At 30.1% G+C, this 20,996-nt stretch carries 14 protein-coding genes and 1 riboswitch; of the genes, 11 read left to right on the top strand and 3 right to left on the bottom strand.

Annotation, left to right across the window (positions count from 1 at the left end; all coding sequences use genetic code 4):
• Positions 1-456 precede the first annotated feature (456 nt).
• From ACX1M8_RS02695 to rplA, 3 genes are all read left to right on the top strand, one after another.
• Positions 457-1,176, top strand: coding sequence for a hypothetical protein (locus tag ACX1M8_RS02695; protein WP_458807004.1), 720 nt, complete (start codon positions 457-459; stop codon positions 1,174-1,176).
• Positions 1,177-1,415: 239 nt separating this feature from the next.
• Positions 1,416-2,006: a 50S ribosomal protein L11 gene (gene rplK / locus ACX1M8_RS02700; RefSeq protein ID WP_458807003.1), complete on the top strand. Its 591-nt coding sequence runs from the start codon at positions 1,416-1,418 to the stop codon at positions 2,004-2,006.
• 2 nt (positions 2,007-2,008) lie between these two features.
• The gene (rplA, locus tag ACX1M8_RS02705) at positions 2,009-2,704 is read left to right on the top strand and encodes a 50S ribosomal protein L1 (protein WP_458616736.1); all 696 of its coding nucleotides are present in this window, start codon (positions 2,009-2,011) and stop codon (positions 2,702-2,704) included.
• A gap of 70 nt (positions 2,705-2,774) precedes the next feature.
• Here the strand turns inward: rplA and ACX1M8_RS02710 are convergent, their stop codons facing one another.
• From ACX1M8_RS02710 to ACX1M8_RS02720, 3 genes are read right to left on the bottom strand one after another with little or no spacing between them, the layout of a single operon-like run.
• Positions 2,775-3,254 carry a hypothetical protein gene (locus tag ACX1M8_RS02710; protein ID WP_458834948.1) on the bottom strand — a complete coding sequence of 160 codons (480 nt, stop codon included), beginning with the start codon at positions 3,252-3,254 and terminating at the stop codon, positions 2,775-2,777.
• Positions 3,247-3,768: a hypothetical protein gene (locus ACX1M8_RS02715; RefSeq protein WP_458616740.1), complete on the bottom strand. Its 522-nt coding sequence runs from the start codon at positions 3,766-3,768 to the stop codon at positions 3,247-3,249. Before ACX1M8_RS02715 ends, ACX1M8_RS02710 begins: the two co-directional genes overlap by 8 nt.
• Entirely contained in the window at positions 3,768-4,253 is a 486-nt protein-coding gene (locus ACX1M8_RS02720; RefSeq protein ID WP_458807001.1) for a hypothetical protein, read from the bottom strand. Before ACX1M8_RS02720 ends, ACX1M8_RS02715 begins: the two co-directional genes overlap by 1 nt.
• Positions 4,254-4,365: 112 nt before the next feature.
• Between ACX1M8_RS02720 and ACX1M8_RS02725 the strand changes: the two genes are divergently transcribed.
• The 8 genes from ACX1M8_RS02725 (at position 4,366) to ACX1M8_RS02760 (ending at position 20,908) form a co-directional block, all read left to right on the top strand.
• Complete coding sequence (locus tag ACX1M8_RS02725) at positions 4,366-5,214, top strand: HAD family hydrolase (protein WP_458807000.1); 849 nt, start codon at positions 4,366-4,368, stop codon at positions 5,212-5,214.
• 125 nt (positions 5,215-5,339) lie between these two features.
• A complete protein-coding gene (locus ACX1M8_RS02730) occupies positions 5,340-6,350 on the top strand; it encodes an ECF transporter S component (RefSeq protein WP_458798209.1) in 1,011 nt (336 codons plus the stop codon).
• Between the two features lie 10 nt (positions 6,351-6,360).
• Complete coding sequence (locus ACX1M8_RS02735; RefSeq protein WP_458836740.1) at positions 6,361-8,820, top strand: MAG1360 family OppF-related protein; 2,460 nt, start codon at positions 6,361-6,363, stop codon at positions 8,818-8,820.
• Between the two features lie 14 nt (positions 8,821-8,834).
• A riboswitch (TPP riboswitch) is annotated at positions 8,835-8,929 on the top strand.
• A gap of 27 nt (positions 8,930-8,956) precedes the next feature.
• On the top strand, positions 8,957-10,153 hold the full coding sequence (cypl, locus tag ACX1M8_RS02740; RefSeq protein ID WP_458836741.1) for an ABC transporter thiamine pyrophosphate-binding lipoprotein p37/Cypl: 1,197 nt from the start codon (positions 8,957-8,959) through the stop codon (positions 10,151-10,153).
• On the top strand, positions 10,153-10,878 hold the full coding sequence (locus ACX1M8_RS02745) for an ATP-binding cassette domain-containing protein (protein ID WP_458836742.1): 726 nt from the start codon (positions 10,153-10,155) through the stop codon (positions 10,876-10,878). Before cypl ends, ACX1M8_RS02745 begins: the two co-directional genes overlap by 1 nt.
• 133 nt (positions 10,879-11,011) lie before the next feature.
• Positions 11,012-12,556, top strand: coding sequence for an ABC transporter permease subunit (locus ACX1M8_RS02750; protein WP_458836743.1), 1,545 nt, complete (start codon positions 11,012-11,014; stop codon positions 12,554-12,556).
• A gap of 209 nt (positions 12,557-12,765) precedes the next feature.
• A complete protein-coding gene (gene rpoB / locus ACX1M8_RS02755; protein WP_458836744.1) occupies positions 12,766-16,398 on the top strand; it encodes a DNA-directed RNA polymerase subunit beta in 3,633 nt (1,210 codons plus the stop codon).
• Entirely contained in the window at positions 16,391-20,908 is a 4,518-nt protein-coding gene (locus ACX1M8_RS02760; protein WP_458836745.1) for a DNA-directed RNA polymerase subunit beta', read from the top strand. Before rpoB ends, ACX1M8_RS02760 begins: the two co-directional genes overlap by 8 nt.
• Positions 20,909-20,996: the final 88 nt, after the last annotated feature.

Here is a 20,996-nt window from a genome sequence, read left to right on the forward strand (position 1 = left end):
TTAATTACTATTCAGTTTTCAAAGAATATAAACGCGATTTCGCGTTTTTTTATTTACTGTTTAAAATAAATAGAATAAATCATAATATATAAATTCATAATAAAACAATTTGTTTTGGTGATGCTTGAAATATAAAATAAATTACATTTTAATAAAAATTATTTAGTACAAAAATAGTAAAAATATTAATTTAGTTTAAAAAAATAAAATTTATTTTTTTAAAAATCTGTTTTATAAAGCATAAGAAAATATTTCATAATGATAAAAAAATTAAAAATTTTTATACTTTTATTGCTTAAAAATAGACATAAAACAAAATCTTATAAAAAACAAACTAGGTATGATTTTTATAATAGTAAAAAGTGAAAAAAATTTTGAAAAAAATGTAAAAAAAGTTGAATAATATTTATGTAGCAAATCACAGCTAACTTGATGCTGTTTTGAGGATAACAAAACATGCGCGAGTTAACGATAGATAAAACTACAAAATTGCAAAGAAGAATAAAATCAAATCCTAAACTTAATGAGTTCTTTATAAGATTATTAAAAATTAATCAAGATTGATGAGAAAAACGTAGAGTAAGTGATAATCACTTTATATATATGTTTCACGAAAACAATCTACATAATGTTATGGTAATAATCAATAATATAAAGAATCTGAAATGATATATCACAGAAACAACAAACGAACTTATAATTATAGTTTGAGAAATTTTGTGAGAAATGGCTTCAGGTATAAATGAAAAGTTTACAGAAGTGATTTTAGATATTCTGTCAAAAACATCTTACGAAAATGCTTTAAAATACTTTTGAAAATGTATTAAGTTCAACACTTTAAATTATTTGCAAAAGAAATACAATAAGCAAGGCAGATTTGAAGTTGCTGCAGCTTATGGCAGATTAAGTTTAAAAGACTTAAAAGCCCAAATGGATAGAGCCTTCTGTCCTGAAGGCGTAGTAGATAAAGCATATCAAGTCGAAATATGTAAAGATAAGGAAGATAAAAAGAATAAAACAAATGAAGACATTCAATTTGTTTACAAATTTTACCTAGAAAAGGAACCTGATTCAGGATTTACTTTTACCGATGCTGACATAGTAGACAAATTAAAAAAGGAAAATATTAAGAATAAAGTTCAAGTATTTGAACGAAATTTTAAGAAAGAAAAATAGTTTATCAAGTCATTGTTGTGATTAGCTATAGCCACCATTTTTTGGTGGTTTTTAAATACTTTTTAAGAGAAAAAAATCACATTTTTTGCTTTTAAGCTTATATTCTAGATATTTTATTTTTATCCTAAAATTAGGAAAAAACAACTTTTTCTATATAATAAATAAGCAATATTTATATTGCCTCTACTAGTGGGAGATATCTAATATATCGCTAGACCACAATATCGAAAGGATACATAATGGCAAAAAAAGAAATACAACGTATTGCTAAATTGCAATTCCCTGCAGGTCAAGCTAAACCTGGGCCAGCTTTAGCTGGTGTAGGTGTAAACATGCCTGAATTTACAAAAGCATTTAACGATGCTACAAGAGACAGAGCTGGTGAACCAGTTCCAGTTCAAATTACAGTGTACAAAGATAAATCATTTGAATTCAAATTATTTACATCTCCAGCATCATTCAAAATTAAACAAGCTGCAAAAATCCAAACAGGAGCAGCTAATGCTAAAACAACAATCGTTGCAACAATTACAAAAGATCAACTTAAAGAAATTGCTGAATACAAAATGCCAGATCTTAACACAGATGACATTTATGCAGCTATGGCTACAGTAGCTGGTACAGCAAAACAAATGGGTGTTTTAGTTGAAGGATATGATGACATTTTCAAAGCAAAAGCTGAAGCTAAAGCTGCTGCAAAGGCTGCTAAATTAGCTGCTGCTAAAGAAGAAACATTAAACAATGACTTAGAAAACCTTGTTAACACAAAAGGTCAAGCTATTGAAGTTAATGTTATTACAGATGAAAAAGCAAACGAAGGAGAAGAATAATTATGGCTAAAAGAGTTTCTAAAAATTTAAAAGCTGCTCGTGAATCATTTGATAGAACAGTTGCTTATGATTTAGCACAAGCTATTGAACTTGCTAAAAAAACTTCATACGCTAAATTTGATGCTTCAATCGATCTTGCTTTCAACTTAAACCTTGATGTACGTAAAGCTGATCAACAATTACGTGGTGCTGTTTTACTTCCTCACGGAACAGGTAAATCAGTTCGTGTATTAGTTGCTACAAACAATGTTGAAAAACAAAAATTAGCTAAAGAAGCTGGAGCAGATATTGTTGTTGATGCTCAAGCTTTAGAACAAAAAATTAAAGAAGATAGCTTTGATTTTGATGTTATGGTTGCTGACCCAGCAATGATGCCTTTACTTGGAAAATACGGGAAAAAACTTGGGCCTAAAGGTCTAATGCCTAACCCTAAAACAGGTACAGTTACTCCAACTCCAGAAAAAGCAGTTGAAGAACTTAAAAAAGGTAAAGCAAACTACCGTACAGATAAAGCTGGTATTGTACACTCTCTTATCGGTAAAGCAAGCATGTCTACAGAAGCTTTAGTAGATAATGCTCAAACACTTATTTCATTAATTAAAAAGTTAAAACCTGCTGCAGTTAAAGGTGCTTACATCTTAAACTTAACAGTTTCAGCTTCAATGGGACCAAGTGTTAAAATTAAAATAGAAAAATAATACATTCTATTTAGGAACTAGGGTAAAACCTAGTTTTTTTATTTGCATAAAAAACTCACTTTTATGTGAGTTAATCAAGTAACTTAATAATCTTATCATACTCTTCAGTTGATAAGTCTTGTTTCTTTTCTAAAGCAGTTATAATATCATCTAGGTTTGAAATATTTTCTTTTAATCTAGTTTTCTTATCAGTAATTCCGAAGAAACTTTGAATGCTTACCACTAGAGTTGTAATTACCGAGATAACAGCAATAAGCACGAAATAGACCATTGTTAAATCAGGGTATTTATTAAATCTAATTGAATATAAGTTTAAGATAACGATACTTGCAGCTATAAAAATCGCAAGCACATTTAAGAAGACAAAGAATCCTCTTGAAAAAATGTATTTTCTAAATGATTTCTTCTTTAATTTTTGAATTTTAGTGTGTAAATCTACATTATTTTTATGTTCTGTAACTACCTTTAATTTCTCTTTTTTAGATTTAAAAGTGTGAGAATTACTTCTTAAATCAACCTTATCGATATCTATTGAATTTTTATTATCCATGTAAATATCCTCCTGCAAAATCACTTGATTTAAAACGATCTACTTCCATAATAGCCAAACAACGTTTATAGAATAGAAATTCAGCTTTAATTTTTTCAAGATCTTTGTAAACAAATAATCTTTGTTTAAAGACTAAAGCTTCAAATTTAAGTATTTTGTATTTACTTAGGTAAAATGTATATTTCTTATTAATAACGAAGAATGATAAAATACCACTTAAAAATGTAATAGCAGCATTTATGGTTGTAGTCATAATAACATAGTTAGAGTTTGAATTACCATTTAGCAATTCAGTAAAATAAGGGTTATTATCAGGATAAACAGCTTTATCAGTAGGGAAGTTTTTACTTGCTCCTGCTAAATAAATAATAGCTATTAATCCATTGATTAAGGTGTAAAAGATAATCAAACAATTTAGTAAGTAATACATTATTCCATAAATGGCTATCTTAGTTTTAACTTTCTTAAGTAAAGATAAATAAGCCTGATAACTTGTAATAGTATTCTTTTTCATTATTTACCACCATTTGTAAGTTCACTCTTAAGCACTTCTGCAATAATAATCTTTTTTCGAGTTGAAGCTTGAGCCCATAAAGCATCTATAATATTTACCATAGTTTCTGTAGAAATTTCATTAGCATTATATTTTACTTGCAAGTATGATATAGTGCTATTTATTTTTTTATACAGGTCGCAATGGGTATTGTATCTATAAACAGCTATAAACAAGTTTAAAAAGAATGAAATAATGATAAAACTTGCTAAAGCAATAACGTTTAAATATGAGTCAATATCTTCAGGTCTTTCTGAATTAGGTTCTTGTTTCGAAAGAATCGATAAAGCAATTGATGCTAGTACGATAGCAGCAATGTTTAAAAAAGCAATAATAAGTGAAAATAAATCATCTAATAATTTATAAAGCTTTAATCTTTTCTTATCTTTAGCTAATTTTTTATTTAAATTATTTAAAATTTCTTGCATATAAAAATTGTATAACATTCTATTTTTTCTCAAATACTTTTATACATATATAGTCCTAAAAATTAGACAAAAAAAGCTAAAAATAGCACTAAAATGTTGTTTTTGTAAAGTATTGTTTTATAATATACACATGAATAAAACATGAGCTATTTTTAGTGATGTGGATGGTACAATTTATCCATTTCCACACAAACAATTATCAGAAGTTAATAAAGAAAAAGTAAGAGAATTAGCAGATAAAAATATCCCATTTGTTATAAATACAGGTAACCCACCTCTAGAAAAAATACAACGTTTAGCAGATACGTTACATGCTCGTTATTTATGTTGTTCTAATGGTGCAATGATATACGATAATCTCGAAAAAAAGGCTTTACACGTTGAATATATTGATAGAAAAAAAGCTGAAGTGATTTGACCTTTAGCACTTGAACATGGCGTTACTCTATATTATATGGGTACTGATCAATACTATATGTATAATAGCAATGATGTTACTAGAGAGTTTTTAACAACATTTAATGAATATGATGAATGAATAACAGATGGTCGTATCAATGAAGACTTACACAAAATCGAGGCTTATGGTACACCTGAAGCAATTGAAAACTTCCATAAAGCTTGTTTAGCTACAGGTATTGATCTTGATATTATTAATGTTTCAAACAAGTACATTGAAATAACAAATATAGGTATTTCCAAAGCTTCAGGAATGAAGTGATTATGTGAAAATGTCTTCCACGCAGAGCTAGAAGATGTAATGGCAATCGGAGATAGTGCTAATGATATTCCGATGTTTAAAGCAGCTGGATATTCATATGCGATGGATAATGCAGATGCTTTAACTAAAGCTGCAGCTAAGTATTATACAAGTGCTGTTGATCAAGATGGACTAGCAGAAGCTATTGATGATTATTTATATCGTTCAGATTTTGAACTTAAAAGAGCTATTTCTCAACAAAAAATCAAAAGTAAATAATTTAGTGAGTTATCTCGCTATTTTTATTTCTAACTCTATAGCATAGCAAAAAAAGTAGGGCAAAATCATTAATAACTTTTCATATTTTTTGTTATTTTTAATAAGTAATAATATAAAATTTAAATATGAAAAAGACAGCGATGGACTCAGTAAATAAAATTAAAATAAAATTATCGGATTTAGGAATTTTTCCTAAATGAACAATACGTAAAATGGTCTTTGTAGCCATTTTAATAGCTATTTCAGTTGCTTTTACTGTTGTCTGTGCTCAAATTATTCCTATCGTTAATATTCCATCATATAAATTTTCATTTATAGGTTTACCTGTTAAGATTTCTGGATTTATTTTTGGACCTGTAATTGGTGTTTTTGTAGGTATTGTTGCTGATTTAATTTCATTATTATTTGTTCCACCTGCAGGATATAATCCCATTTATACTGCTGCCACAGCTGTAAATGGACTGATATCAGGGATATTTGGTTTATACTACATGGGATTTTTACGTTTTGCTTTTTCTAAAGAGTATCGTTTAAATCGTTTATCTATCAAAATTAATTTATTAGCCTATAAATACAAATTTGAATCAGCAGCTGGAAATAGAAAAAAAGCTATTGAGATCGCTAACAAAATTGTTAAGTTAAATAATAAAAGACAATTTATAAGCCAAGACTCTTCAAATATAGCGCTAAAAAATATTTATTGTATTTCTGCTACATTATTTTTAGTACTTGCAATTACTATAATTGCTTGATATATTGGATTCTTTGTTCCTGATAACATTATCGAAAATGGATTCATTAAAAATAGATGAGTTCTATTATCACTTATGACTTCAGGTATGACACTTCTTGTTTTCTTCATTATCATAGGACGTTTTGCTATGAAAACTGAAAAATATTTAGTGTTTGTTCCAATCATTGTCTTCTGTGCATTCTTAGAATTAATTAATATCCCAATTCTATCATTCGCGGACTTATATTCATTAGGAAACAGTGATCCAAATGATATTTTCGTGTGAATTACACAACATATTTTATCTAGTCCGATAAAGATTTGATTTAACGTTTTTGTTATCTATTATGCTTACCAAGTAGTTTCTAAATTAATTAATAAAAATGAACATTTAACTTATTAAGAAGGGTGTAATGGCTAAAAATAAAAAAATATTAACTATTGAAAATATCTTTATTCCAAGAGGGTATAGTAAAACTAGAGAAGGGATTTGACCTAGCTCTAATATCTCTATACCCTTTTTATCTATTTATCAAAATAATAAAACAGCATTTTATATTCCTAGTGATAACGAAAATATTACATTCCATAAGCTTGCTAGATTTATTTTAAAAGATAACAGATCTGTTACAACATACTATAACCCTAACGTTAAGGAATACTACGATTTCAATAAACATCTAAATATCACAGCTAAAAAGAAGGAAATTTTAAATAGAATTTCTTACTTTAATATTAATGAAATTGTCGATCAAGATGATATTAATTTGCCTTTATTCGAGTTGTGAACAGATTGCCAAAATTCTATTAAAAGTGTTATAAATCTAACTAACTTAAATAGTATCTATTCAAATCTTGATTACACTATGAAGAATTTGATCTTTAATATACTCAAGAACCACTCTTCAAACATAATGGACAATAATAATGAATTTATTAAAACCGTGCGTGCCTTAGAGCAAGATATATTCTTCTCATTAAACACAAAACAAGAAAGTGCTTTTAATACTCATTTCGAGAATTTAACTTTCTTAATTAATACATATGTATTCAATACAGTAAAAGAATATTTCGAAATATTCAAAGAGCTAAAAAATGAATATCGTAGACTCGAAAGTGGAATTCAAACAAGCAACATTAATGAGCAAAAAAACTTAATTGAACAAAGTAAAGTTAAGCTTGCTTATATGAATCAAATAAATAATGTTTCACTTCTAAAGGTTGAAAACGATTTAAAAATTAGAGATTTAAATACTGAAATTAATTACTATAAAGATCTTAAAAACTCTATGGTTAAGTACTCTAGAAAAATAATGAATATTCAAATAAGCCTTATTCGTAAGGAAATTGCATTACTTGAGACTAAAAAGAAGATGCTTGATACAATTAATGATGAGTATTTTGATTTACTAAAAGATATCCTAATCAAGAAAAAAGAACTTAATATCTGAGTTAAAAATTACAAGAAATTGCAATTTCTTAACGAAGAACAACTTGAAGATCTCAAATTAAATATTGATTCTGAAATTAGCATCTTTATTACAAATAATTTCACTGAGACAAAAGATAAATACAAGAATGCTACAGTATCTAAAATTAAAGAGTTTATTAATCAAGAATTTTCATTCAATATCAAAACTTATTTAGTGATATCTAAGAATATGTATGACTATTTAAACGAATGTATTAGTAAAAATCAAAGAGCAATTCATGAAATAGCTAATAGACGTTTTAATCACTTATCAAGTTATAAAAATTTAGTTTCAGTACATGAGCTAGAAGAAAAAATCAAGTATGCTCAAGCAGAACTTGATTGATCTAAATATTCTGAAGAGAAATTGTTTAACTCATTGCTTAAGTCAAAAGAGTTTAAACTTAATCGTTTAAAACTTAATGTAAGACGTACTGAAAGAACTACATCTTCAATTATAAATGCTTTAATTGCTAAGTTAACTTCGCATCATAAAGAAGCTAGTGTCAAATACTTAATGGAATTTAAGAAGTTCCTAACTAAGAATTGAATTTTTAACTTATTAATGGATTTAATAAACTACTCTTCAAATAAGCAAAAAGCAAGTAAAAAGTTCTTAAAAGACTCAGCTTCAATGATTCGTTTTATTGAGTCATATGAAACTGCCTCTGTATCAATTCCTAACTATATTAAACCTTTTAGAGATCTAGATATTATTGATAAAGCTAAAATCAAGCTTACAAAGTTTGGGCTTTCTAAAATAGAAATTTTAGTAGTACAAGATAATATGGAAAATATCTCTGAAGAAGCTAGAAGTGAGTTCTTCCGTGTGCTATTTAAAATAGTAGAAGTAAATAATATAGCAACGGTATTTATTACCTCAAACCTTACATTCATTAAGGAGCAAATGGACTATGTCTACTTCTTTAATGATATGCAATTATTAGAAGGAGCTAAAGTAAAAGAAATTTTTGCTCACCCTGTAAATCCTGATATTAAATTACTAATAAAAGGAAAAATAACTTCATTAAATCAACAACTTAATCGTGATTATGTTCAATTGTTCATAAAACAAGGGCTATACACACTAGATTCTCACCCTTCACATTTTGTTTATTGTACTTTAAGTGAGTATCAAAAATGAAATATGATCAATACGAATAATCTTACAAGTGAGGCTGAAAGCTTATTTAGTAATGATAAGCTTTCAGATACTAAGATTCATGAACAATTCCAATCAGTCTTCACTGATGATGAAATTATTCTTACAGATACTGGAGAAAAGTTTATTCCTGAGCCTTATGATAAGAATGATAAACAATTTACTAAAGAAATTAAAGCTCAAAAAGTATTACCTTCTAGTGAAATAATTTCTCCTGAAGTTGAAGATAAATTATTTTAAATAATATATAATACTTCCAAGGACAGAGGTACTTGTGTAAACAGGTTGAGAAATACTCTTATAAGCTGATCTAGGTAATGCTAGCGTAGCGAGTCTTCTCTTTAATTATCCCTCCCTGTCCAGGAAGGATTTTTTTATGAACAAAATTAAAAAAGCTCTGCTTTTTGTTGCAGGAATTACTACAACATTATTACCAGTAGTAGCTTCTCAATGCGAAAGCAATAATGCTAAAGAAATTAAAATGGATTTAATTATTCCTTATGCAATTGCAGGTAATCAAAGTAAAATAAATGAATTACAAGCAAAAGTGGAAAGCACTATGAATAAGGCGTTAAAGGATAAAGGTGCTAAATTTGAAGTAAAAATAAACATGGTTAATTCAGATCACTATGATGATGTAGCTGCTAGAATAGCAAAAGGAACAACAGATTTAGGATTTTTATCTACAGGAAGCTTATATAATCAAAATGATTATGTTGATAAATTTGGACCAAATGTAATTCAAACTTACCAATCTAAATACAAAGGCGATATCAAAGGAGCTAGATTCAATAATTCATCAAATCAACTTCAAGAAATCGCAAAAAATGAACAAGCTGTATTTGATAAAATTCCTTGATCAGCTCAATGAAATGATGCAACTAACGGTAATGGATGAAATGGTTCAAGTTACACAAACTTTTACCAAAATTACTTATCTACAGAAATCAATGATGTAGTTAGTTATCAAAGAGGCTTAATTGCTATTGTGGCTGATGATGAAACTACAACTAAAATTAAGCAAGCTTGAGAAAGTAAAAATCTTAATGAATTTCTTTCATATGGTTTAGGAATTGGTAAGCCTTCTTCAGGAAGTAAATATCAATTGCCTGAAGCTCTAATGAAAAAACAATTTAATACAGCCGAAAAACAACAATTTAAGTCATTAGCTGATATTAAAAGCAAAGAAGAATATAATGACAAAATAACTAAAGTTTCATTAGCTAAAGCAAGTGAAGAAAAATATAAAAACATTCATATCTTCTTTGATAATGAGGCAAGTTATTCATATACTACTGAATATAACGATAAAGCCAAATATTACTATGCTGTAAATGAAAAAGTAAGACCAAATGAAAAAATAACCTTTTTAACAGTCACTGAGCCACTTCCATATAATATTGGTGTGACTTCTAAAAAAGTTACTAAAGAACAACTTGGTATGATATCTCAAGTTCTTAATTCATTGGTAAATAATGATGAACTCTACGGAAGAAATGTAGGGTTCGTGGCTTATAGCGTTGAAGAAATGCAATCTGTCGAAAATGAAATCAGACAAACACTAGGAGAATAATGTTAGAATTTAAGAATATAGCTCTCACTTATGAGAAAAAAGAGGTTTTATCAAACCTTAATTTTGACTTTAAACAAGGAGAAATTGTAGGTTTGATCGGTCGTAGTGGTGAGGGAAAAACTACTATTCTAAAATCTATATTTAACTTGGATATAATCATAAAAGGCAAAATTCTTTACAATAATATTGATGTTAAATGCTTAAAACATAACGGACTTAAAAAATATAAGTCTGTTATTTCTTTTATCGATTCAAATACATTATCACTATTAGAATATGATGCTTATAAAAACATCTTATTTAACTTTAATGGTTACTCAAATAAGCTGTTTGCTTGAATGAAACATTTAAGTAGTAAGCAACTTGAAGAGTTATGGGACTTATTTGAAAAGTTCGAGGTAACTTCTTATGCATTAACACCTTTAAGCCTTCTATCTAGTGGGCAACGTCAACGTTTTAATTTTGTTGCAGGTGTTTATAATAAAAGCGAAATTTTGCTATGTGATGAGGTAACAAGTAATCTTGATATTAATAATTCACACAAAATATTTAATTATTTAGCAGAACTAAAAAAGCAAAAGATTATTATCACAGCTATCCACGATATCGATTTAGCTATGCAGTATTGTGATAGATTAATAGCTATTAAGAGTGGAAAAGTTGCTGATATCATTGAGAAAAAAGACTTCAATAAAGAAAAGTTGACCTTATATTTTGATGAATAAAAATACTTTTATATCTAGAATAAAGCGTCAAAAGCATCTTCGCCTATTTATTTTTCTAATTATTTTTGCTTTCTTTATTTTTGCTCTTTACAAGCTAGATTTCTTTACAACGGTTCCAACACCTAGTTGGAGTATGGCTGCTAAAAAGTTTAAGTCTATATTTAGCTTTGCTAGCCATAATAGTGAACTTTCTGACAATATTTGGCTAATCAACTTTAATCTCTTTTTAGTAACACTAAAAAGTGTAACAATAGGAACATTTTTTGGGTTTTTAGTTGCTATGATTACTGGTTATTTTTCAGCTACTAACATTCATAAACATAAATTTATTCCTATAATAGTAAAAATTGTTTTAATGTTACTAAGAGCTTTTCCAGTAATTGTCTTTATTTTACTGTTTAAAAGTGCTTTTAGTGCTGAATTAGCTTCTTTTGTACTTTACTTCTGATTCACTTGATTATGAATGAATCGTTACATTTCTGATTTAATTGAAAGCTGTTCAACTAAAACATATTATCAAGATATTGCTTTAGGAAAAAGTAAGCTAAAATCATTTTACAAAAATATCTACCAGCAAGTTAGAATCAAGTTTTTCTTAAACTTCTTTTTATCATATGAATCTAATATTAGATGGCTTACAATTTTAGGGCTTGTTGGAATTAATGGACTAGGTGAAGTTTTCTCTGATCCTAAACATTATCAAAATAGTTTTGGAATAACATTGTTATTTATCGCTTTATTTATTTTGATAATTGAGGCAATTTTATATCTATTAAATAAGGTTTTATTAGTACAAAAGCCTCAAAAAATCGTTAACATAAAGCAAATTAAGTCTTGAAAATATAACTGAAAAAGCTATGTGTTAGGCTTATTAGTTTTAGTATATCTTGTAATTTTGATATGAGGATTAATTTCTCTAAAAGATTCACAAGTTTATAAAGATACTTTATTTGATTATTTTAATAATGTATTTAAATTTGATTTTAGTGCATTTGATACTGGATTATTTGAACAATATTCTATTATCCTATTACAAGCATATGTATCAATGGTATTTGCATATATATTTTCGGTAATGTACGCTTATATACTTGCAGAAAGAATTAATAAAAATTACAGTGTGATAGTTTCAAAAGTATTTCTTACTTTTATAAAGGTTGTTCCTACCTATTTTTGATTTATGATACTGAATCCTTTAATGGAATCGGCTACTGCTATTACATTAGCATTAGTTGTTTCATCATTCAGAAAAATGGTAAAACAAATTTCTGAATCAATTAATACATTACCTAATTGCTCAATACAACTATATAAGGATAAGGGATGAAGTAAGTTTAAAATTTATCGTCGTTATATCTTACCTTATGTTAACAAACAACTAATTTCAGTTTTCATTTTTCAAAGTGAAGATGCAGTAAGAAATTCAATTTCTTATGGTACATTTGCGAATTTAGGAATATATAATTTAGTGCTTCAATATCAAGATAAAGGACAGTACAATAAGATTTTTCCAGTTATACTTCCAGCCTATATATTTTTCATAATTTTGGAAATTAGTTTTTGAATTTATAAAGAAAAAAATATTTTTAAGATTAATATTGGGCCCAAAAACAAATCACTTACTAAAATTACCACTAAATATGATGAATTTCAAAAACATCTATTACATAGAGCTTAAAGTAGCAAAATAAGACAAAAATCGCAAGCTTTTTAGCTTGATTTTTTATTCAATTTTAAGTCATATTCTTATACACTAAAAAATTAATATTCCTAGGATTAAAAAAATGCTTATGTGATAAAATTTATATACCTTATGTAAATATACATTTATATAATGTATTTTTTAATTCAGAGGTCTATATTTTCAGAAAGGATGAGAATAAATATATGGAGCAAAAAAATTATAAAATTCGTAAATTTGGTCCTGTCACAGAGAGAAGAGATTACTCAGTAACAAAAGAATCTTTACCTCTTTTTGATATTCTTGAAACAAGTAAAGAAAGTTTCGAACTTTTCATTACAAAAAGAATTCAAGAATGTCTACTTGAAGTTTATCCAATCGAAGCTGCTAACAAAGAAGTTCGCTTAGATTATGTTAAAGGGTCAGTTAGATTAGAACTACCATTTAAGAAAATTACTAGTGAAAGCGAAGAAATCAAAAAATGTAAAGCTAAAGGAATTAACTTTAGCGTTAAAGTTTACATCAGCTTAAAAAGAGAAATTACAAATACTGGAGAAGTTAAAATTGATGAAGTACTTTTAGGAGAAATTCCTTACATGACTTCTGGAGGAAGCTTTATCATTAACGGTTCTGAAAAAGTTATCGTGTCTCAGTTAATTAGATCACCTGGTGCATACTTTGGACTTGGTGTACGTAATAAGCAATCAGATGACTTATTCAACAAATTAGAAATTTTACCTAGAATTGGGTCATGACTTGAAGTGTCTCACAAGGTTACATCTTCAACACTTGACACAGTTAAAATCAAAATCGATAAAAACAAGAATGTTAACTTAGCAACTTTCTTAGGTTCATTTGGTTTCACACCTAAAACAATCAGAGAATTATTTGGAACAAGTGAATTATTAGAAGAAACACTTAAGAAAGACAAGTTAATCGAAAACACAGAATTAAGCGATGCTGAAATTCTTGATCAATGTCAAGAAGAATTATTCAGAGGCTTAAGAAAAGGTGATCGTATTTCTGAAGAAGCTAAACGTTCTCTTATTCCTGGAATGTTGTTTGATAAAAAACGTTACAACTTATCAACAACAGGACGTTACATGCTTAACAAAAAACTTTCACTTGTTGATCGTATAACAAACACATATTTAGCTGAAGACTTAGTTGTTAAATCAGTTGAATTAGGAGAAAAAGTTGTTTTATATCCTAAAGGAACATTTATCGACATTAAGAAAGCTAAAGAAATTCAAAATGCATTTAATGAAGGCTTAATAAGAAGTGAAAAAATCCCTGGTATTGATCCAGAAATGGTTTACCACAAACTTATTAATCAAAACAAAAATCTTGCAAAAAGAATTAACATAATCAAACTTAAAGTTTACCCATCAAGAAAATGAATGGAAGAAAAAGCAGATGAACCTGTTTTAGTAATTGGTAACGATCCTAAATCAACAGAATCACACTTACTTATCTCAGATATCGTAGCTGCTATTAACTACTACTTCAACTTAATTGATGGAATTGGACAAGATGATGATCCAGATTCATTAACTAACAAACGTATCGTTTCAGTAGGGGAATTACTTGAAGGTCAATTATCAGTTGCTTTAACAAAACTTGAAAAAGCAACACGTGAACGTATGGGAGCTAAAGAAGCTGACAAAGTTACAGCTAAAAATGTTACAAACAACAAACTTGTAACAAACCAAATGAAACAATTCTTTAACTCATCAAAACTTTCACAATTCATGGATCAAATTAACCCACTTGCTGAAGTATCTAACAAACGTCGTGTTACATCTCTAGGGCCTGGTGGTCTTAACCGTGATACTGCACAATTCGAAGTTCGTGACGTTCATGCAACTCACTACGGAAGAATTTGTCCTATCGAAACACCTGAAGGACCTAACATCGGTCTTATCCTTAACTATGCTACATATGCTAAAGTCGATGATTTAGGATTCTTAAAAACTCCATACTTCAAAGTTAACAATGGTGTAGTTGATTATTCAACAACACACTACTTAACAGCTGCTGAAGAAATTGGGTTCTCATTTGCTCAATCATCAGTTAGAGTTGATGACAATAATAAGATTGTTGATCCTTATCTAACAATCAGACGTGATTACAACTATATTATTGGTACACCAGATGAAATTGACTACATTGAGGTTTCATCTAAACAAATAGTTTCTGTTGCTGCTGCAGCTATCCCATTCCTAGAAAACGACGATGCTAACCGTGCACTTATGGGATCTAACATGCAACGTCAAGCAGTTCCTCTTCTTCAAGCTGAAGCACCTTTTGTTGCTACAGGTATTGAAGCAGATATCGCTAAATACTCTTCATATAACTTAGTTGCTAAAAACCCAGGGGTTGTTACTTTTGTTGATGGATCAAAAATTATGATCAAAAACGAAAAAGGTAACACAGATAGATATAGCTTAAGAAACTTTGAACGTAGTAACCAAGGTACATTAATTCAACAAAAACCAATTGTTGATGTTGGTCAAGAAGTTGCAAAAGGTGACTTACTTGTTGATGGTAGCTCATTCAAAGATGGTGAAATGGCATTAGGTAAAAACGTACTTGTAGGATTCACTACATGAAACGGATATAACTTTGAGGATGCTGTAATCATCAATGAAAGACTTGTAAAAGATGATGTTTATACATCAATTCACATCGAAGAACAAACAATTCAATTCAGAACATCACGTGCTGGTGATGATGAATTAACAAATAATATTAACAACGTATCAAAATTTGCTTTAAGAAACCTTGATGAAAGAGGTATTGTTAAAGTCGGATCAGAAGTATTACCAGGAGACGTACTTGTAGGTAGACTTTCACCTAAAGGAGAAGATAATCCATCTCAAGAAGAAAAACTTCTTATGGCTATTCTTCAACAACGTCCACAAACAACAAAAGATACATCATTAAAAGTTAAAAATGGTCACGCTGGAACAGTTATCCATGTTGAAGTACTTTCTCGCGAAGCAGGAGATGCTTTAGAAGAAGGTGTAGATAAAATTGTTAAAGTTTCTATCGCTCAAAAACGTAAGATCAAAGTTGGTGATAAGATGGCTGGACGTCACGGTAACAAAGGGGTTATCTCAATCGTGCTTCCTGAAGAAGATATGCCATACTTAGAAGATGGAACACCACTTGACATTATGCTTAACCCACAAGGGGTTCCTTCACGTATGAACATTGGTCAAGTACTTGAGCTTCACCTAGGAATGGCAGCTAGAAAATTAGGTGTTAAATTCGTTACTCCTTCATTTGATGGGGTTAAGAAAACAGATATCGAAAACGCCTTAGTAGAAGCTGGATTAGACAAGAGTGGAAAACAAACACTTATCGATCCAATCACAGGTAGAAAATTTGATAAACCTATCTCAGTTGGTGTTATGTACATGCTTAAACTTAACCACATGGTTGACGATAAGATGCACGCACGTAGTGTTGGGCCATACTCACTTATTACACAACAACCTCTTGGAGGTAAATCTCAAAATGGGGGACAAAGATTCGGGGAAATGGAGACATGAGCTATCGAATCTTATGGAGCTACAAACGTACTTCAAGAAATCCTTACATTCAAATCTGACGACATTACAGGACGTAATGCCTTATATTCAGCATTAGTATCTGGAAAAGAATTACCAATGCCTGGAATTCCTGAATCATTTAACGTTCTTAGCTACGAACTTAAAGGACTTGGAATGAAACTTGATGCTTCAACAAGAAGTATTGATGAAGAAGAAAACATTGATCACACACAATATCAATATGTTGATACTAACGAAATAGGGGGAGAAGGTTATGAATAATTTTGATAAAGAGCAAGACGAATTAGTTGAACAAATTAATAAAATTACTCTCTCACTTGCAACAGACAAAGACATTTTAGAATGATCTCACGGTGAAGTTACAAGACCAGAAACCATCAACTATAAATCATATAGACCTGAAAAAGATGGGCTATTTGATGAATTAATTTTCGGACCAGTTACAGATTATAAATGTCCAATCTGTAATACAAAATACAAGAAAAGTGATGAAAATTCTGTATGTACCAAAACCCCTGCTTGTGAAAAATATAGACCTGTTATTTTACCTAAAATTACACGTAGAAGCAGAATGGGGCACATCAAGTTACACAACCCAGTTGTGCACTTCTGATTCTTCAAAATTGATCACTCAATTATTTCGAAACTACTTGGACTTAGAGTTGCTGACTCTACAAAGCAAGTTACAAAAGCAGATTTAGAAAAATTAATTTACTATAAATCTCACATCGTTCTTGAAGCTGGAAACTTAACAAGCTTAAAGAAAAATACAATCATTGACATCAACGAAGCTGCTAACATTTACGAAGCTGCTCTTGAAGAAATGCTTGGCCACTATGAAGCTGGAACAGATGAATACGAAGACATCGAAACAGCTTTAATAGAATTAAGAGAATATGCTGAATCAAAAATCGGGAAAGATTTCGGGATTGATTTCTATCAATACAACGAAATTATTCACGAATATTCAGATGCTAAAATCGATACAGGGTCTCGTGCTGTAGAATACTTACTTACACACATTGATTTAGCTGAAGAAGCAGCAGCTGTACAAGCTGAAATCGATAAAATCAATGCTGAAATGGATCTAGAAAGTGGACTTTCATCTACAAAAGAACAAGATAGAGCAAAACTATACAAACGTTTAACAGTTATTAACTCATTTATTAAATCTGGTCAAGATCCAAAAAGTATGTTAATTTACAACTTACCAGTTATTCCTGCTGACCTTCGTCCATTAGTTCAACTTGATGGTGGAAGACACTCAACAAGTGATGTTAACGAACTATATCGTCGTATCATTATTAGAAACAATCGTTTAGCTAAATGAAACGAAGCGGATGCTCCGATGTTAATTAAGCAAAACGAATACCGTATGATTCAAGAAGCTGTTGATGCTTTAATCGACAATGCTAGAAAAAAACCTACACCAGTTGTATCTAAAGATTCTCATCCTTTAAAATCTATCTCAGATGCCCTAACTGGTAAAAAAGGACGTTTCAGACAAAACCTTCTTGGAAAACGTGTTGACTACTCAGGACGTAGTGTTATCGTTGTTGGACCATCACTTAGAATGCACGAAGTTGGTATTCCTCGTGATATGGCTGCCAAATTATTTGAACCTTGAATTATTAAGGAATTAATTAAGGGTGAACCTACAATTACAAGTGTTAAATCAGCTAAGAAAATGATCGAAACACTTAACCCTGTGATTTGACCATATGTAGAAAAAGCAATCGAAGGAAGACCTGTACTTCTTAACCGTGCTCCTACACTTCACAGACTTTCAATTCAAGCTTTCCAACCTGTTTTAATCCGTGGTAAAGCTATTAAACTTCACCCACTTGTAACTACAGCTTTCAACGCTGACTTCGACGGGGACCAAATGGCTGTTCACGTTCCAATTTCAGATCAAGCTGTTAGAGAAGCAAAAGAACTTATGCTTGCTTCTAAAAACATTCTTGGACCTAAAGATGGAGAACCTATTATTAACCCATCTCAAGATATGATTTTAGGTCTATACTACTTAACTATCGAAAAAGCTGGAGCTAAAGGAGAAGGAAACTTCTACGCAAGCTATGATGATATGATGCTAGCATACGAAAATGGATACATAACTCTACATACAAGAGTTGTTCTTCCTATTTCAGCTCTAAGCAAAGAATCAGTATCTAAATATACAAATGCTCCTTACTTAGTTTCTACAGTAGGTAAATTTATCCTTAACCGTGCATTCCCTTCTGACTTTGAATTTATCTTTGGTAAATTCGTAACAAGAAAAGAAGTTATGCAAGCTGATGGAAGCATTAAAGTAAGCGAAAGCGAAAAAATCGATACATCAGATAAAGAACTAAACAAATATGTTTTAAACTATGGTGATGACTTCAGAGAAAAGCTTGCTCAAATGCCAGTTAACTTAGCTTTAGCTAAAAAAGACATTGCTAAAATTGTTCGTAGAGTTTACGAAAAATATGTTGCTGTTGTAACGATGGAAGATGTTGCTAACATTATTAACGAAACAAATCTTGATAACTTTGAAGATCGTTTCACAGAATGTGCTGAATTAGTTGATTTTGCTAACCAACCAATTCCTACATCACACGCTCGTATTATTTCTAACTCAATTAAAGAACACTTCGAAGCAATTAACTACGAATGAAGCAAGAAAAACCCTAATGCTGGTGAAGATGCTAAACCATTCTGAACTTTAACTGAATATACAAAAGTACTTGATAAAGTATGATTCGATTACACAAACTATGTTGCTTCTATCCTTGATAGAGTTAAGAACCTTGGATTTAAATTCTCAACAATTTCAGGTACAACTATCTCAATGAACGATATTACAACATTAGATACAACAGCTGAAAAGATTAAAAAAGGTGAAGAATATACAGATCAACTTAAGAAATTCTTCGAAGAAGGATACTTAACAGATGACGAACGTTATACATTAACAATTCAAAAATGATCAGAAGTTAAGGATTCTATTGAAAAAGACCTTAAAGAAGTTACAAAATCTGATATTGATAACCCTCTATTCATGATGTTCACCTCAGGAGCTCGTGGTAACTCATCTAACTTTACACAACTTGCTGGTATGCGTGGACTTATGAACAACAATACCAAAGTGCTTAAAGCCGATGCTGAAAACGACCGTGTGGTTCGTTCAACAGTTGAAATCCCTGTTAAATCATCATTCCTTTCAGGACTTACAGCTTATGAGTTCTACTCATCAACTCACGGGGCCAGAAAAGGACTTACAGATACAGCGCTTAACACAGCTAAATCAGGTTACTTAACACGTAGACTTGTTGATGTTGCTCAAGGTATTGTAGTAAGACAAGATGATTGTGGATCTGACTTTGGATTCGTTGTTAAAGACATTAAAGATACAAAAACTGATACAGTTATTGAATCACTTCAAGAAAGAATCGAAGGTAGATTTACAAACAAAGCTATCTTAGATGAAAATGGAAATGAATTAGTAGCTGCTAATACATTAATTACTCCAGAATTAGCTGATAAGATTGTTAATGAATACGGACAAACTCAAGTTGAAATTCGTTCAGTATTATCTTGTCATACAAAAAATGGTGTATGTAAACACTGTTATGGAAAAGATCTTGCAACCAACAGAATCGTTAACATCGGTGAAGCTGTTGGGGTAGTTGCTGCTCAATCAATCGGGGAACCTGGTACACAGCTTACAATGCGTACATTCCACACCGGAGGGGTTGCTGGGGTTGAAGATATTACTGGAGGGTTTGGACGTTTAATCGAACTTATCGATGCCTACGACTTCCCTTGAGGAAAACCTGCTGTTATCTCAACAGTATACGGTACAGTTGTAAATATCGCACCTGCTAAAGATAAAAATGGAAAAGACAGTACAGATATCTTATTAGTGGATGTTGAAACTAAGAAAGCTGATGGAACTACAGAAGTAGTTAGATACAACGGAAAAGTATCACAAAAATTACGTGTAAAACTAGGGGATAGAGTTGTAAGTGGTCAAAAGATCTTTGAAGGGCCTATTATCCTTAATCAACTTCTTGAAGCAGCTGACACTAGAGCTGTTCAAAACTACTTATTAAAAGAAGTTCAAAGACTATATCGTTTACAAGGTATTACTATCTCAGATAAATATATCGAAATCATTATTAGACAAATGCTTTCAAAAATTATGATTACAGATCCAGGGGACTCAAACTTCTTTACAGGAAGCCTTGTGGATACATTTGTCTACCAAAAAGAAAATGGAAAATTACTTGCTGCAGGAAAACGTCCAGCTTACGGTGAAGTTAAGATCCGTGGAGCTAAACAAACTCCTTTATTAAGTGATTCATTCCTAGCTGCTGCTTCATACCAAGAAACAGCTAAAATCCTCGTTAACTCTTCTATCGCTAAAAGAGTTGACTACCTTGAAGGACTTAAAGAAAACATTATTCTTGGACACAAAATCCCTGCTGGAACAAACTCAAATTATGAATTAAAAGGAAAATACGATATTCGTGATCCTAAATCATACTTTACAGGTAAATATGATCCAGAAAGTGGTGAATTAGAAATCGATCAAGAACTTCAAGATGAACTTAATGCATCATTTGATGATATTGAAATTCCAGTAGTATTCGAAGACGATACATTAGAATTACAAACACCTAATACAATGGATATGAGTGATGATGAAGAAAATCCTGAAATCTTTGATATCGATGATGACGTTATCGGTCTTGATGACGAATACGAAGATGATAACGAAGAATAATTCCTTCATGTTTCTAAATTAAAGTAAGGCTTCGGGTAATAGACCAATTTTTGTGTAATCACTTCGGTCTTTTGTAGATATATTATAA

The sequence above is a fragment of the Mycoplasma tracheobuteonis genome (assembly GCF_054456995.1).